At 52.0% G+C, this 15,144-nt stretch carries 13 protein-coding genes and 1 pseudogene; 5 read left to right on the top strand and 9 right to left on the bottom strand.

Going from position 1 to position 15,144, the window contains the following annotated elements; genetic code table 11:
- Position 1: 1 nt before the first annotated feature.
- The 8 genes from FTE26_RS04150 to rhaB form a co-directional block, all read right to left on the bottom strand.
- Positions 2-1,750, bottom strand: coding sequence for a putative frv operon regulatory protein (locus FTE26_RS04150; protein ID WP_000931313.1), 1,749 nt, complete (start codon positions 1,748-1,750; stop codon positions 2-4).
- On the bottom strand, positions 1,750-2,820 hold the full coding sequence (locus tag FTE26_RS04145) for an aminopeptidase (RefSeq protein WP_001019466.1): 1,071 nt from the start codon (positions 2,818-2,820) through the stop codon (positions 1,750-1,752). Before FTE26_RS04145 ends, FTE26_RS04150 begins: the two co-directional genes overlap by 1 nt.
- Positions 2,810-4,261 (bottom strand): PTS fructose-like transporter subunit IIBC, encoded by a 1,452-nt coding sequence (locus tag FTE26_RS04140; RefSeq protein WP_000446023.1) that lies wholly within the window; start codon positions 4,259-4,261, stop codon positions 2,810-2,812. Before FTE26_RS04140 ends, FTE26_RS04145 begins: the two co-directional genes overlap by 11 nt.
- 10 nt (positions 4,262-4,271) lie before the next feature.
- Entirely contained in the window at positions 4,272-4,718 is a 447-nt protein-coding gene (locus FTE26_RS04135; protein ID WP_000729597.1) for a PTS fructose transporter subunit IIA, read from the bottom strand.
- Between the two features lie 300 nt (positions 4,719-5,018).
- Positions 5,019-5,333: an L-rhamnose mutarotase gene (gene rhaM / locus FTE26_RS04130; RefSeq protein ID WP_000619503.1), complete on the bottom strand. Its 315-nt coding sequence runs from the start codon at positions 5,331-5,333 to the stop codon at positions 5,019-5,021.
- Between the two features lie 9 nt (positions 5,334-5,342).
- Positions 5,343-6,167: a rhamnulose-1-phosphate aldolase gene (gene rhaD / locus FTE26_RS04125; protein ID WP_001179723.1), complete on the bottom strand. Its 825-nt coding sequence runs from the start codon at positions 6,165-6,167 to the stop codon at positions 5,343-5,345.
- A 174-nt stretch (positions 6,168-6,341) separates the two neighbouring features.
- Positions 6,342-7,601 carry an L-rhamnose isomerase gene (gene rhaA, locus FTE26_RS04120; RefSeq protein ID WP_000211512.1) on the bottom strand — a complete coding sequence of 420 codons (1,260 nt, stop codon included), beginning with the start codon at positions 7,599-7,601 and terminating at the stop codon, positions 6,342-6,344.
- Positions 7,598-9,067: a rhamnulokinase gene (gene rhaB, locus FTE26_RS04115; RefSeq protein ID WP_000144053.1), complete on the bottom strand. Its 1,470-nt coding sequence runs from the start codon at positions 9,065-9,067 to the stop codon at positions 7,598-7,600. Before rhaB ends, rhaA begins: the two co-directional genes overlap by 4 nt.
- Before the next feature lie 287 nt (positions 9,068-9,354).
- Between rhaB and rhaS the strand changes: the two genes are divergently transcribed.
- Both rhaS and rhaR read left to right on the top strand, forming a co-directional pair.
- Positions 9,355-10,191, top strand: a complete 837-nt coding sequence (gene rhaS, locus FTE26_RS04110) for an HTH-type transcriptional activator RhaS (RefSeq protein ID WP_000217137.1) — start codon at positions 9,355-9,357, stop codon at positions 10,189-10,191.
- A gap of 73 nt (positions 10,192-10,264) precedes the next feature.
- On the top strand, positions 10,265-11,113 hold the full coding sequence (rhaR, locus tag FTE26_RS04105; protein ID WP_001309108.1) for an HTH-type transcriptional activator RhaR: 849 nt from the start codon (positions 10,265-10,267) through the stop codon (positions 11,111-11,113).
- Here rhaR and rhaT read toward each other — a convergent pair.
- Positions 11,110-12,144 carry an L-rhamnose/proton symporter RhaT gene (gene rhaT, locus FTE26_RS04100; RefSeq protein ID WP_000063504.1) on the bottom strand — a complete coding sequence of 345 codons (1,035 nt, stop codon included), beginning with the start codon at positions 12,142-12,144 and terminating at the stop codon, positions 11,110-11,112. The two genes, rhaR and rhaT, sit on opposite strands and share 4 nt — an antisense overlap.
- A 284-nt stretch (positions 12,145-12,428) precedes the next feature.
- Here rhaT and sodA point away from each other — a divergent pair, with 284 nt between their 5' ends.
- The 3 genes and pseudogenes from sodA to yiiM all read left to right on the top strand — a co-directional run bounded on the left by sodA (position 12,429) and on the right by yiiM (position 15,114).
- Positions 12,429-13,049 (top strand): superoxide dismutase [Mn], encoded by a 621-nt coding sequence (sodA, locus tag FTE26_RS04095; protein ID WP_001297064.1) that lies wholly within the window; start codon positions 12,429-12,431, stop codon positions 13,047-13,049.
- Between the two features lie 259 nt (positions 13,050-13,308).
- Positions 13,309-14,291: pseudogene (gene kdgT, locus FTE26_RS04090) on the top strand (2-keto-3-deoxygluconate transporter).
- Between the two features lie 148 nt (positions 14,292-14,439).
- A complete protein-coding gene (gene yiiM, locus FTE26_RS04085) occupies positions 14,440-15,114 on the top strand; it encodes a 6-hydroxyaminopurine reductase (RefSeq protein WP_001270260.1) in 675 nt (224 codons plus the stop codon).
- Positions 15,115-15,144: the final 30 nt, after the last annotated feature.

The following is a 15,144-nucleotide window of genomic DNA, read 5'->3' as shown; positions in this document are numbered from 1 at the left end:
TTCACCCCTTGTGAAGTAACTCCATAAATGCCTCATATCCTGTTAACCCGGCAATAATCTCCGCCGGATGCTGACACAATATGCTTGCCAGATAGCTAAATATTTTTAGCTCATGACGCGCATCGGCGGCGGCGCAGGCGATCAAGACATGGTTAATGACTTCGTTATTCACCTCAACTGGTTGGGCGAGGGTAATAAAAAATCCACGAAAACGTCGCTCCTGTTCGCTCCAGCAATGTGGGATGGCGAGGCGATTAACAATCAGGTTTTCACCTTCGCCTTCGCGGGCGATGATGCGTTGTGCTTCATCGGCGGTAATATGGTGTTGTGCGACTAATTGCGCACAAATTTGCCGGGTAATATGTTGCCAGCTTTCACCGCGTACATTCGAATAATGAAAACTTCCGGGGGCAGAGAAAAAACGCTCCGGCTGTTGGCGAATAAATGCCGTCGCCAGAAAATGTTTTATTTGTTCGATACCGGCAGCCGTAATGATATTTTTTACGGTGATGTAATTATTTACCGCGTCATCCAGTAAATAATGGCTATTGTTAATGATCAATAACGGCTCAATCTCTTCGCGAATGGCAACAAGTTCGCTTAAGCTACGGGCAATAATCACCCGACAATGTAAAACATCGCGCTCAATGGCGAGCTGATTAATAGTGGCAATCGCGTTCTGGTCCGAGAGCAAAATGATCGGCTGGCGTTCGTTTTGATGCCGTTCCAGCGCACAGGCAAAATACAAACCGATCAGATCGCTGTCGAAAAGGGGAATATCGAGCTGTTCACGCAGTAGCGTAATAAAGTGCAGACTCATATCAAAGGCCGCAGGCCAGGCGGCTTTCAGGTTATTCATGCTGCTTTGGCGGTGCTCAGCAATCCACACCGGTGCGGCAAGGCAACGTAATAAATGCCCGGTAATATTCTCAACCAACTGCGTATCAATAATATTCAATGACGCGATGCCTGGCACCCTTTGCAGCAACCCCAGCACATGATCGGCTGAAATTACCTGCGCTTGCTGATGCTGTTTCTCTATCAAACCCGTCAGGGTTCTTACAGCGTTATCACCGAGAAACAGGCCGCACTGTTCAACGATTTGTTTTATCTCGTTACCGGGATATTGCGGCCATATGTCAGTAAGCTGATTACGCAGGGCGTAAATCGCCAGAATCAGGCTGGAGAGATAATCACCCTGCATCAGCGGCCAGCGGTGTTGGTTGTCGCAGGCCGTGGATAAATGCTGAAGGTTGTCTCGTGTTATGCCCGCCAGCGGAATTAAAAACGGATCTTTGCGTAGCAAGTTCGCCAGCAAGATAACGCGCTTCTCTTCTGTTTCATCAATGAAATGGCCCAAACCGGGGCGACTGGCCAGGCAACAAGTGCGTTCATAACGCTGTTTTAACCGGGGCAGACGTTCTGCTACCCACGTTTCTGGCAAATTAAGCGCCGAGGCGAGTTGCGCACGGGGAGTAAAGGTATTTAGTAATAATAGCGCCAGCAGCCGATCGTCGTTATCGTGCTTTTGCAGCAACTGAAAAAAGCTGCGGCGCTCGAAGATTTCCAGCTGATAGCCCGCACTACCACTGGCGAAAATGCGGGCTTTGCCGTTAAGGGTGAAGTTGAGATAGTCAATATCACGCAGGATGGTCCTGCCTGAAACGCCAGTCTGTTGCGCCAGCTCTCCAGGCGTGCGCGGCTGTTGCTCCAGCAGATCGACAATCTTTAACTGGCGTTCGTTTAGCATTAATCCACCTGACGGAACTGGCTAAACGCGTTGACTTTCTCCGCAGTTAAGGTCGTCAGAAAATCCCGTATCAGCGTGAGCAGAGCATCGTAATCGGCTTTTGAAATCATGCCGCTGTTAGCGTGCAGATAACGAGTTGGCAGACACAGCGCGACAACCGGACGCCCGCCGCCCATCACGTTGTAGCGCCCGCCATCCGTCGCTCCGGTTTTCATGGTGGAAAATTGCAGCGGTAAATCGTTATGTGCGGCACAGTTTTTTAACACTGCTACCAGTTTCTGGTTGGGGAAGTAGCGCTTGTCAAACAGCATCAGCCCCGGCCCCTGGCCCAGTTTCAGCGGGTATTTAATGTTATCAATGCCCGGAACATCACCTGCGACAGCGGTATCCAGCACAATCACCACATCCGGTTTAATGTGTTCCGCCGAGGTTTGTGCCCCGCGTAGCCCAACTTCTTCTTCCACACTGCCAACGCCGTACAGCGTAATTTCTGGGTTATTTACTGTCTGTAGTAGCTCCGCCATCATCGCGCAGCCGATGCGGTTATCCAGCGCCTTTCCGACTACTTTATCTTCGCCCCAGCAGGCAAAATTGGCTTCCGGGCTAATAAAATCGCCAATTTCAACGCCGCGCTTTTCCGCTTCTTCGCGACTGTTCGCGCCAATATCAATGAACATCTCATCAAATGACAGCGGTTGTTGCTTTTGCTTTTCCGTTAACGCATGAGGCGCGACGGAACCAATCACACCAGGGATTTTAAATCCCTTGTGTGTGCGTATGGTTACCCGGTGGTTGAGCATCGACTGATTCCACCAGCCGCCAATGGTGGTGAAGCGCAGAAAACCGCTCTCGTCGATGTGGGTGACCATAAAGCCGACTTCATCCATATGCCCGACAACGGCAACTTTTGGACCTTTATTCCCCTTACGGGCAACAAAGCTGCCCAGACCATCAAAGGTGATTTCATTAACGCAAGGTTCCAGCGTGTTTATCAGGATGTCGCGAACTTCCTGTTCATCGCCGCTGACGGCGCTGGCTTCGCACAACTGTTGCAGTAACTCAATGTTCATGGACAAGCTCCTGTTGCGCGGCTTTCGCTTTGCGGCGTAACCACAATCCTTTCAGGACGATAATGAATGAAATGTTTAGCGCGAGGCCAATCGCCAGCACCAGATAAAACGAACCTACCGGCGACATCAGGCCGATCAGCGGGTCAAAGATACCCAAACCAGGTGCCAGACGTTTGATTCCGAAAGCGATCACCAGCACGCCGGTAATACCGCCCGCCAGCGTATTGGCGGTAATCATCGGTAACGGAGCTGCCAGAGCGTAAGGAATAGCAGGTTCGGTTGCGACTGTGGCACCGACCACAATGGCACTACTGGCAGCCTCTTTTTCCTGTCGGGTAAACAGTTTGGGCGCAATGAACGTCGCAAGACCCGCCGCAACGGGCGGCATCAACGCGACAACGCCGACGATGGCGTACCAGTCATAAATGTGTTTTTCCAGCAGTGAGAAGCAGAAGAACCAGGCGGTTTTATTGATGGGGCCGCCCATATCGAACGCCAGCATCGCACCGACCAGAAACGCTGCCGCAAACTTCATTGATGGAGGAATGGTATTCAGGAAGTGGAGCAGCCCGCCCATGAGGTCGGACATCACCGGCCCGATAACGTAGTAAGTGAGCACGCCGAAAACCAGCAGAGTAACGAACGGGATCAGCATTGAACCGAGCAGCGGTTGTAATGCTTTGCCAAGGCGCACTTTACGGAACCAGAAGACGAAATAGCCAATCGCCAGCCCCAGCACCACCGCGCCGAGGAATCCCGCACCCGACTGGGTGCCGAGCAGCGCTTTGTCGTTCGCCAGATAGCAAACCAGAAACGCCGGAGCGAAAGCCGGTTTATCGGCAATCGACGAGGCAATATAAGCGCCCATGATGGGGATCATAAAGGTGAAGCCAAGGTAACCGATGGATTCAACTACCCAGGTAAACGACGGCGCGCCTTTCGACATATCGGTATACGGCAAACCGAACTGCACCAGCATGTTGGCAAGCGCCACCAGGATACCACCGCCGATGACAAACGGCAGCGCCGCAGAGACGCCCGCCATCAGGTGGCTCATCACGCTGCCGCTTTGCACTTCCTGTTTGCCAAGCTTCACGCCGCTATCTGCGGCAAAAAGCTGCGAGTTTGTCGGTAATTCGCTGAAAATCTGGTCGATATTTTTCAACGCCTGGGAGATGGCAATCTCATAAACTTTCTTCCCGGCAAACCGCGCGCGATCATCACCGCTCAGGCCACGCCCGGTAGCGAGAATGACGTAATCGGCAGCGGCAATCTCTTCGCTGGATAAGCGGTTTTCAACGCCACTGGACCCTTGAGTTTCCACTTTTATGGTATGGCCGAGAGAACGGGCTTTCTGTTCCAGGGCTTCCGCCACCATGTAGGTGTGAGCGATCCCGGCGGGGCAGTTGGTGATCGCGACAATACGTAAGGATGACTCCATCGCCACTTCCTTATGAGCTGAGGGTTTGATTTAACAAGGCAAGCACCTGGTCGGCGTCGCCCTGTTGCAGTTGATGAATAAAATCCTGGTGGATAATTTTGCGACACAGTGTGCCGATGATTTTGACCTGATCCTCTTCGCCGCTTTGCGGCACGCCGAGGCAGATCCAGCAATTGACGTCTTCGCCATCGCTGGCTTTCCAGTCAATAGCCTGCGCTTTGCGGGCGAATAATACGAACGGTTGTTTAACGCAGGCGCTTTTACCGTGCGGCACGGCGACACCGGAACCAAATCCAGTAGAGTGCATTTTTTCGCGCAGCAGCAGGGTTTGCAGGAACTGGTGTGAGTCGGTGATAAAACCGTTTTGTAACGCTATTGTCGCCAACTGCTTCAGAACGGAATAAGCGCCATTGCCCTGAATATTCAGGTCAATACAGCTTGCAGTAAGAGCTGCCATTAATCGGACTCCATAAAATATATTTTAATCAATTGTAATGGTGGAGCGATTAAGTGATGAGAGGCGATATGTCGGTAAACAATGACAATTTGAGACAGAGTGAAAGGTCAGATTTGCGGAGTAATGCACATAATGGTTATTTAAATAAACCACATGAATCATTAATGGGTTATTCATTATTTTTGTGATTTACTCACAATGTATCAGGGAAATATAACTTACCGGGAGATGTAATATGTTTAATTTTTCAAATCGAAATTTAAAATATTGTGCCGGAGGCATCTCCGGCACATTGGGCAATTACGGCAGGTAAAACACTTCTTGCAGCTCGCTACTCACCGGGCTGTTATCCGGGTTAGCGGGCATAACATCGGTCATATATTTCCACCAACGTTGGCAAACATCAGTACTGGCTACCGCATTCCACCGTTCTTCAGATTCAATCTCTACCGTGGCAAACAGCAGATTACGCGCTTTGTCGAGGTAAATGGCGTAGTTATGCGCACCGTGAGATTTCAACACTGCTTCCAGTTCCGGCCAGATGGGGTTATGCCGACGCTGATACTCTTCGTGGGCGTCGGGGTTAACCTGCATGACAAAGGCTTTGCGGATCATGTTTGCTCCTTACAGCGCCAGCGCACTGGCTAGTGGTGTAACGCCGAAGCGCTTGCCGAGCGCTATCAACTCTTCACGGCTGATGGTCTGTTTCATGCCGCCCATCGAATAAACCTTCACTAATACTTGTGCTGATTTTTCTGCGGTGTCGATTAAACCGAATGTTTCATCCAGCGTCGGCCCGCTGCCGAAGACGCCGTGGAAGGACCACAACACCAGCGAATGTTTTTGCATCTCTTGTGCGGTCGCCTGGCCGATTTCGTCCGTGCCGGGCACCATCCACGGCAAAATGCCAACGCCATCCGGGAACACTACCAGACACTCGGTGCTGCCTTCCCACAGTTGGCGAGTAAAGACCGCGGTGTCGTTTTCCAGTACATAGGTGAGGGCGATCAGGTTGGTGGCGTGGCAGTGCATGATCACCCGATCTTTACCGTTGGTGGCTTTAATGCGCTCGCAGTGGGAAAGGAAGTGAGCCGGAAGTTCGGAAGTGGGAACGGCTTCGTTGGTTAACCCCCAGAGAATATGGTAGCCCGCGCCGTCGCTGTCGACTTTTACGACGCCTAAGTTAGCTGCAGGATCAAGCTGGACGTTACGGAAGAATTTGCCGGAGCCGGTGACAATAAACGGCGTATTTGCCAGTAAAGGCATGGGCTGGCTGAGCGGAATATAGCGCGGTTGTGGGTGGAAGTTGTCGTGATAAAGCGCGATATCGGCGTCATCCAGGCGCAGCGTCAGGTTGCCGCCGTTGCGCTCGTCCCAGCCTTTCAGCCAGGCATCGGTGGTGGCTTTGATCATTCCCTGGACAAACCAGGACTGGGTAATGTTTTGCATGTTCTGTGTTCCTGTAAATTCGGTGTTGTCAGATGCACGACCCGTAGGCCGGATAAGGCGCTCGTGCCGCATCCGGCAATCAATGCTTGATGCGACGCTGTCGCGTCTTATCAGGCCTACAACTGTTGCCGACCTGTAGGCCGGATAAGGCGCTCGCGCCGCATCCGGCAGTGTTTACCCACGCTGGCTCAAAATCGCTTTCTCATAAGCCCGCACGCTCTCCAGCCATTCGCTACCTGCTGGCGTATCGTGACGTTGGCAATACATTTCCCAGACCGCCTGCCACGGCAACGATTTCTGCTCTTCCAGCAGTGCCAGACGCGCAGTGTAATCGCCCGCCGCTTCCAGCTTGCGCAGCTCAGCGGTAGGTTCCAGCAACGCACGCAGCAGGGCTTTTTTCATATTGCGTGTACCAATGACCCACGCGGCAATGCGGTTGATAGAGGCATCGAAGAAGTCAAGGCCGATATGCACCCGGTCAAACAGATCGTGACGCACAATCTCACTGGCAATTGCCTGGGTTTCATCATCCAGCAGCACTACGTGATCGCTGTCCCAGCGAACCGGACGACTGACGTGCAGCAGCAACTGCGGCACATACAGCATGGCGGCGGAAATCTTGTCGGAAATCACTTCAGTCGGGTGGAAGTGCCCGGCGTCCAGGCACAGCGCCGTCTGGCGGCTGGTGGCATACCCCAGGTAAAACTCATTGGAGCCAACCGTGTAGCTCTCCGCGCCAATGCCAAACAATTTGCTCTCAACGGCGTCGATATGGTGCGCAGGGTTTAGCTTCTCGCTGATCACCTCATCCAGTGCTGCCAGCAGACGCTGACGCGGGGCGAGACGGTCAACGGTGATATCTTTCATACCATCCGGGATCCAGATGTTCATCACCGATGGTGTGCCGAGTTGCTCGCCAAAATAGGCCGAAACGCGACGGCTGGCTTTGCAGTGATCAATCCAGAACTGGCGAATGCTGTCGTCGGCATGGGAAAGCGTAAAGCCATCGGCGCTTAGCGGATGCGAAAAACAGGAGGGGTTAAAATCCAGACCGAGCTGATTGGCTTTCGCCCATTCAACCCAGTTTTTGAAGTGCTCTGGTTTGATCTGATCGCGCGAGACTGGCGTGTCTGATTCCAGATAGATGGCATGTAAATTAAGCCGTTTCGGCCCCGGAATCAGCCGCATAGCCTGTTCCAGATCGGTACGTAGCTCACTGGCATTACGCGCTTTGCCCGGATAATTACCAGTAGCTTGAATCCCACCGGTCAGCGAACCTTCCGGGTTTTCAAAACCGGAAACATCATCGCCCTGCCAGCAGTGCATTGAAACGGGTAAACGATCAAGTTGGCGCAGCGCCTCCTCGACATCAATCCCCACCGCCGCGAAACGCTGTTTCGCCAGCTCCCAGGCCTGTTCCAGTTGAGTGGTCATGCGCAAAGCTCCTTTGTCTGTCGTGTAGAGTGAATCTGCGCCACATAGTGGGCAATTTCACTGTCAGGATTAGGGGTAAAGGTGGTCAGATTCGCGGTGGTGCTGACGACCTGACGGAAATTATCCACATTGTTGAGTTCATCCAGCGTCATTAACTGGATGCCGATATTGCCGAGCGTTGAGGCTTCAACAGGCCCGGCGATCACCCGAATACCGCAGGCATCGGCGCATAGCTGGTTGAGCAGCGTGTTCTGGCAGCCGCCGCCGACAATATGCAGTTGCGAGAAATCTTCACCGCGCAGCTGCGCCAGCTCATGCAACACATCGGCATACAGCAGCGCCAGACTGTCGAAAATACAGCGCGCCAGTTCAGCATCACTTTCCGGGATCGGTTGCGCCGTTTCCCGACACGCAGCCTGAATTTCGCTGCACATCGCCTCAGGATTAATAAAGCGATCGTCATTGGGATTGATGATGAAGCGGCAGGCCGGAAGTGCCTGTGTCGCGGCGATAAGCGCCGGGAGATCGTTGATTTGCCGTTCCTGAAGCACTCGCTGAAGCAGCCATAAGCCCATAATATTTTTCAGCACCCGATAGCGACCTTCCGCCCCGCCTTCATTGGTGATGTTGGCTGCCAGCGCCGTGTCATTGGTAAATGGCGTCTGGCTTTCGAAGCCCATCAATGACCAGGTGCCAGAAGAGAGATAAGCGGCGCGTGAACCGTTTAACGGCGAGGCGATAACCGCGCTGGCGGTATCATGGCTGGCAACGGCGACCACCGGAATCTCATTACCCTGCGGGCAAATCCAGTGCCCAATGACATTACCCGGATGCGTCGGGCGACCAAACCAGGCTTTGTTGGCCCCGCTCCACGCCAGTAGCGACTCGTCCCAGTCGTCGCTATTGATATTGACCAGTTGCGTGGTTGTGGCGTTGGTGTACTCCCAGTTCATCTTGCCGGTAAGGCGATAACTAAAATAATCCGGCATTAGCAGAGCGTGAGCAATGTGTGGAATAAGTTCAGGTTGTTGCTCCGTCAGCGCCCGTAACTGATAAAGCGTATTGAAGGGCAGAAACTGGATGCCGCTACGTTGATAAATATCGCGTTTGCCGAGTTGTTGTTGTGCCTGCGCCATTAGGCCATTGGAGCGGCTATCGCGATAAGCAACGGGCAGGCCCACACGCTGACCCTGTTGGTCGAGCAGCACAAAGTCCACGCCCCAGGTATCAATCCCAATGCTATCGATACGAATCCCTTCCTCGCACACCTTGTTTAATCCAAGGCGAATGGCACTTTCCAGGCTATCCACATTCCAGGTGACATAACCGTTCTGGCTATGCAGCCCATTTTTAAAACGATGGATTTCGCGCAGCGTCAGGCTGCGGCATTCACGCTCGTAACGCGCCAGCATCACGCGCCCACTGGATGCGCCGAGATCGACGGCGACACAATTGCGAAAGGTCATAATGTGATCCTGCTGAATTTCATTACGACCAGTCTAAAAAGCGCCTGAATTCGCGACCTTCTCGCTACTGACAGGAAAATGGGCCATTGGCAACCAGGGAAAGATGAACGTGATGATGTTCACAAATTGCTGAATTGTGGTGGTGTGATGCTCACCGCATTTCCTGAAAATTCATGCTGTATCTTGAAAAATCGACGTTTTTTACGTGGTTTCCCGTCGAAAATTTAAGGTAAGAACCTGACCTCGTGATTACTATTTCGCCGTGTTGACGACATCAGGAGGCCAGTATGACCGTATTACATAGTGTGGATTTTTTTCCGTCTGGTAACGCGTCCGTGGCGATAGAACCCCGGCTCCCGCAGGCGGATTTTCCTGAACATCATCATGATTTTCATGAAATTGTGATTGTCGAACATGGCACGGGTATTCATGTGTTTAATGGGCAGCCCTATACCATCACCGGTGGCACGGTCTGTTTCGTACGCGATCATGATCGGCATCTGTATGAACATACCGATAATCTGTGTCTGACCAATGTGCTGTATCGCTCGCCGGATCGATTTCAGTTTCTCGCCGGGCTGAATCAGTTGCTGCCACAAGAGCTGGATGGGCAGTATCCGTCTCACTGGCGCGTTAACCACAGCGTATTGCAGCAGGTGCGACAGCTGGTTGCACAGATGGAACAGCAGGAAGGGGAAAATGATTTACCCTCGACCGCCAGTCGCGAGATCTTGTTTATGCAATTACTGCTCTTGCTGCGTAAAAGCAGTTTGCAGGAGAACCTGGAAAACAGCGCATCACGTCTCAACTTGCTTCTGGCCTGGCTGGAGGACCATTTTGCCGATGAGGTGAATTGGGATGCCGTGGCGGATCAATTTTCTCTTTCACTGCGTACGCTACATCGGCAGCTTAAGCAGCAAACGGGACTGACGCCTCAGCGATACCTGAACCGCCTGCGACTGATGAAAGCCCGACATCTGCTACGCCACAGCGAGGCCAGCGTTACTGACATCGCCTATCGCTGTGGATTCAGCGACAGTAACCACTTTTCGACGCTTTTTCGCCGAGAGTTTAACTGGTCACCGCGTGATATTCGTCAGGGACGGGATGGTTTTCTGCAATAACGCGAATCTTCTCAACGTATTTGTACGCCATATTGCGAATAATCAACTTCGTTCTCTGGCCGAGGTAGCCACGGTGGCGCATCAGTTAAAACTTCTCAAAGATGATTTTTTTGCCAGCGACCAGCAGGCAGTCGCTGTGGCTGACCGTTATCCGCAAGATGTCTTTGCTGAACATACACATGATTTTTGTGAGCTGGTGATTGTCTGGCGCGGTAATGGCCTGCATGTACTCAACGATCGCCCTTATCGCATTACCCGTGGCGATCTCTTTTACATTCATGCTGACGATAAACACTCCTACGCTTCCGTTAACGATCTGGTTTTGCAGAATATTATTTATTGCCCGGAGCGTCTGAAGCTGAATCTTGACTGGCAGGGGGCGATTCCGGGATTTAGCGCCAGCGCAGGGCAACCACACTGGCGCTTAGGTAGCGTGGGGATGGCGCAGGCGCGGCAGGTTATCGGTCAGCTTGAGCATGAAAGTAGTCAGCATGTGCCGTTTGCTAACGAAATGGCTGAGTTGCTGTTCGGGCAGTTGGTGATGTTGCTGAATCGCCATCGTTACACCAGTGATTCGTTGCCGCCAACATCCAGCGAAACGTTGCTGGATAAGCTGATTACCCGGCTGGCGGCTAGCCTGAAAAGTCCCTTTGCGCTGGATAAATTTTGTGATGAGGCATCGTGCAGTGAGCGCGTTTTGCGTCAGCAATTTCGCCAGCAGACTGGAATGACCATCAATCAATATCTGCGACAGGTCAGAGTGTGTCATGCGCAATATCTTCTCCAGCATAGCCGCCTGTTAATCAGTGATATTTCGACCGAATGTGGCTTTGAAGATAGTAACTATTTTTCGGTGGTGTTTACCCGGGAAACCGGGATGACGCCCAGCCAGTGGCGTCATCTCAATTCGCAGAAAGATTAATTCGCCATGCCGATGCCGACGATGTTAGCGGCGACAATAATCACCACACAACCGAGGCTCAACACCGTTACCGGACGGCGTCCTGCATTGTTCCACTCTTTCAGCACCAGCCCGACGATACCGCCGCACAATACATAGAAGCTCATATGCAGCATCCAACTGATGTAGTCATATTGCGCCGGAATGCGGGCGTGGCCCCAGGCATAGAAAAAGAATTGCAGATACCACATCAACCCGCCCAGTGCTGAGAGTAACACATTGTGAGTGATCAGCGGTTTTGCCAGCGAGAAGTCGGCTTTTAGCGACAAATCCTTCACTTTTGCCAGACGAATAAAACAGAAACCGAGGTTGATGATCGCGCCGCCGCCCATGATGATGACATAGCTTGGCAGAGCGACATACAGTGGATCGACGCCTAGTGCGGCAGCGGCTTCATGCATCGGTTTTGCGGCGTTCATCGCAAAGGACATCCCGGCAGAGAAAATGCCGCACATCACCGCCAGCACCAGCCCTTTTTTCAGATTGAACTCTTCGGCTTTAATGCCCATCTTGCGCTCTTTCAACTGCCCGGCTCGAGTTACAATCCCTACGCCAATCAGCGCCACCAGAACGCCGAGCAACGTCATGCGTCCGCCTTCGGTGTTAATCAGCACATCGAAATTGCCGTTGATAATTGGCGTCATCAGCGTACCGACAATCAACGTAATGCCAATGGCGATGCCAATTCCCATCGACATGCCGAGATAACGCATGGTCAGGCCATAGTTGATATTACCGATCCCCCACATAGCGCCGAACAGAAAAACAGGCAGCAGCGTAGAGAGACTAAACGAGCTGTAATACGCCCAGAAATTCGGTAGTAACAGGGCGCTGATGGCCCACGGCAGAATAATCCACGAAACAATCCCACCGACTGACCACATGGTTTCCCATGACCATTTTTTTACTTTTTTGAACGGAGCGTAAAAACAGGCTGCACTGGCCGCGCCGATCAAATGCCAAAATATCCCCATCGTAATCGCGTTACTCATCTTCTTATCCTCATCATTTTTCGTCGCGTCACATCTCCGACGAGATGAGTGTAAAAATCGTGCTGTCGATTAACCTTTCGCCTGTTGCCGCCGTTGTCGATTTACTGGCAATCACGGCATTAAGTGGGTGATTTGCTTCACATCTCGGGCATTTTCCTGCAAAACCATACCCTTACGAAAAGTACGGCATTGATAATCATTTTCAATATCATTTAATTAACTATAATGAACCAACTGCTTACGCGGCATTAACAATCGGCCGCCCGACAATACTGGAGATGAATATGAGCTATACCCTGCCATCCCTGCCGTATGCTTACGATGCCCTGGAACCGCACTTCGATAAGCAGACCATGGAAATCCACCACACCAAACACCATCAGACCTACGTCAACAACGCCAACGCGGCGCTGGAAAGCCTGCCAGAATTTGCCAACCTGCCGGTTGAAGAGCTGATCACCAAACTGGACCAGCTGCCAGCAGACAAGAAAACCGTACTGCGAAACAACGCTGGCGGTCACGCTAACCACAGCCTGTTCTGGAAAGGTCTGAAAAAAGGCACCACCCTGCAGGGTGACCTGAAAGCGGCTATCGAACGTGACTTCGGCTCCGTTGATAACTTCAAAGCAGAATTTGAAAAAGCGGCAGCTTCCCGCTTTGGTTCCGGCTGGGCATGGCTGGTGCTGAAAGGCGATAAACTGGCGGTGGTTTCTACTGCTAACCAGGATTCTCCGCTGATGGGTGAAGCTATTTCTGGCGCTTCCGGCTTCCCGATTCTGGGCCTGGATGTGTGGGAACATGCTTACTACCTGAAATTCCAGAACCGCCGTCCGGACTACATTAAAGAGTTCTGGAACGTGGTGAACTGGGACGAAGCAGCGGCACGTTTTGCGGCGAAAAAATAATCATTTGCCGCCTGCTGCAATGAGGCGTATAGGCCGCATATCAGCTTAAAAAATGAACCATCGCCAACGGCGGTGGTTTTTTTGTGATCAATTTCAAAATAAAAACAATGATCCGATAAAAATAAAACAGTGTTTCAATTGATGTGGTTTTGATCACTTTTATTGATTAAATGAATGTCTATCTTCGTTTCCATCAACACTGATGCTCCATTGAGAAATGACGCATCAGCCCTTAAAAATATGCCGACAGGTGATGGAAATGCAGATAAAACGCTCGATTGAGAAAATCCCGGGGGGGATGATGCTCGTCCCGCTATTCCTTGGCGCACTGTGCCACACCTTCTCGCCGGGGGCGGGGAAATATTTTGGATCATTCACCAACGGGATGATTACCGGTACGGTGCCCATTCTGGCGGTGTGGTTTTTTTGCATGGGGCGTCAATAAAATTAAGCGCGACGGGAACGGTATTGCGTAAATCCGGTACGCTGGTGGTAACAAAAATTGCCGTCGCGTGGGTGGTTGCGGCAATTGCCTCGCGCATTATTCCGGAACATGGTGTTGAAGTTGGATTCTTTGCCGGACTTTCAACGCTGGCGCTGGTGGCGGCGATGGATATGACCAATGGCGGACTTTACGCTTCCATCATGCAGCAGTACGGCACAAAAGAAGAAGCTGGGGCATTTGTGTTGATGTCGTTGGAGTCCGGGCCGCTCATGACGATGATTATTCTGGGCACTGCAGGGATTGCCTCGTTTGAACCGCATGTTTTCGTCGGCGCAGTATTACCGTTCCTGGTGGGCTTTGCCCTGGGGAACCTTGACCCTGAATTACGAGAATTTTTCAGCAAAGCGGTGCAGACGCTGATTCCATTCTTTGCCTTCGCACTGGGCAATACCATTGATTTGACTGTAATTGCCCAGACTGGTTTGCTGGGGATCCTGTTGGGTGTGGCAGTAATTATCGTGACCGGTATTCCGTTGATTATCGCCGATAAATTGATTGGCGGTGGCGATGGCACTGCCGGAATTGCCGCTTCCAGTTCCGCAGGGGCCGCGGTAGCGACACCTGTGCTGATTGCAGAAATGGTGCCTGCGTTTAAACCGATGGCTCCGGCAGCAACTTCGCTGGTAGCGACGGCGGTCATTGTGACTTCGATTCTGGTGCCAATTCTTACCTCTATCTGGTCACGTAAAGTCAAAGCCAGAGCAGCGAAAATCGAAATTTTAGGTACGGTGAAATAAACCTGCTTCCTTAATCCCCACAGCCGGATGAACTAACGTTCGTCCGGTTTGCTATTGAGTTCCTGCCTGGATACTTACCGCGAAAACAGCACGCCTGACATAAAATAAATATGGTCTAATGGGGAAATTTCTCGTGGAGAGGGAACAGATGCGATATCCGGTTGATGTATACACAGGCAAGATTCAGGCTTATCCCGAAGGCAAACCCAGCGCAATTGCCAAAATCCAGGTTGATGGTGAGTTGATGCTGACGGAGCTGGGGCTGGAAGGTGACGAGCAGGCGGAGAAAAAGGTTCACGGCGGACCAGACAGAGCGCTGTGTCATTATCCTCGTGAGCATTATCTCTACTGGGCGCGGGAATTTCCGGAACAGGCGGAGTTGTTTGTTGCGCCTGCGTTTGGCGAAAATCTCTCAACCGACGGTCTCACGGAAAGTAATGTTTATATGGGCGATATTTTCCGCTGGGGAGAGGCATTAATTCAGGTCAGCCAGCCGCGCTCGCCTTGCTATAAACTCAATTACCATTTTGATATCAGCGATATAGCGCAGTTGATGCAAAACACAGGTAAGGTGGGGTGGTTGTATAGCGTGATAGCGCCAGGGAAAGTGTCTGCGGACGCGCCGCTGGAGTTGGTTTCCCGTGTCAGCGATGTGACCGTGCAGGAGGCTGCCGCCATCGCATGGCATATGCCGTTTGATGACGATCAATATCACCGTTTACTCTCCGCCGCCGGGTTATCGAAAAGCTGGACGCGGACGATGCAAAAGCGCCGACTGAGCGGCAAGATCGAAGATTTTTCCCGCCGGTTGTGGGGAAAATAACCCCCGGAGTGTAGGCCTGATAAGACGCTA

This window comes from Escherichia sp. S10b, assembly GCF_028421345.1.
In the GTDB taxonomy this organism is placed as follows: Bacteria; Pseudomonadota; Gammaproteobacteria; order Enterobacterales; family Enterobacteriaceae; genus ECMA0423.
The sequence above is the reverse complement of the archived record's forward strand: the minus strand, read 5'-3'. Positions and strand labels throughout refer to the sequence as shown.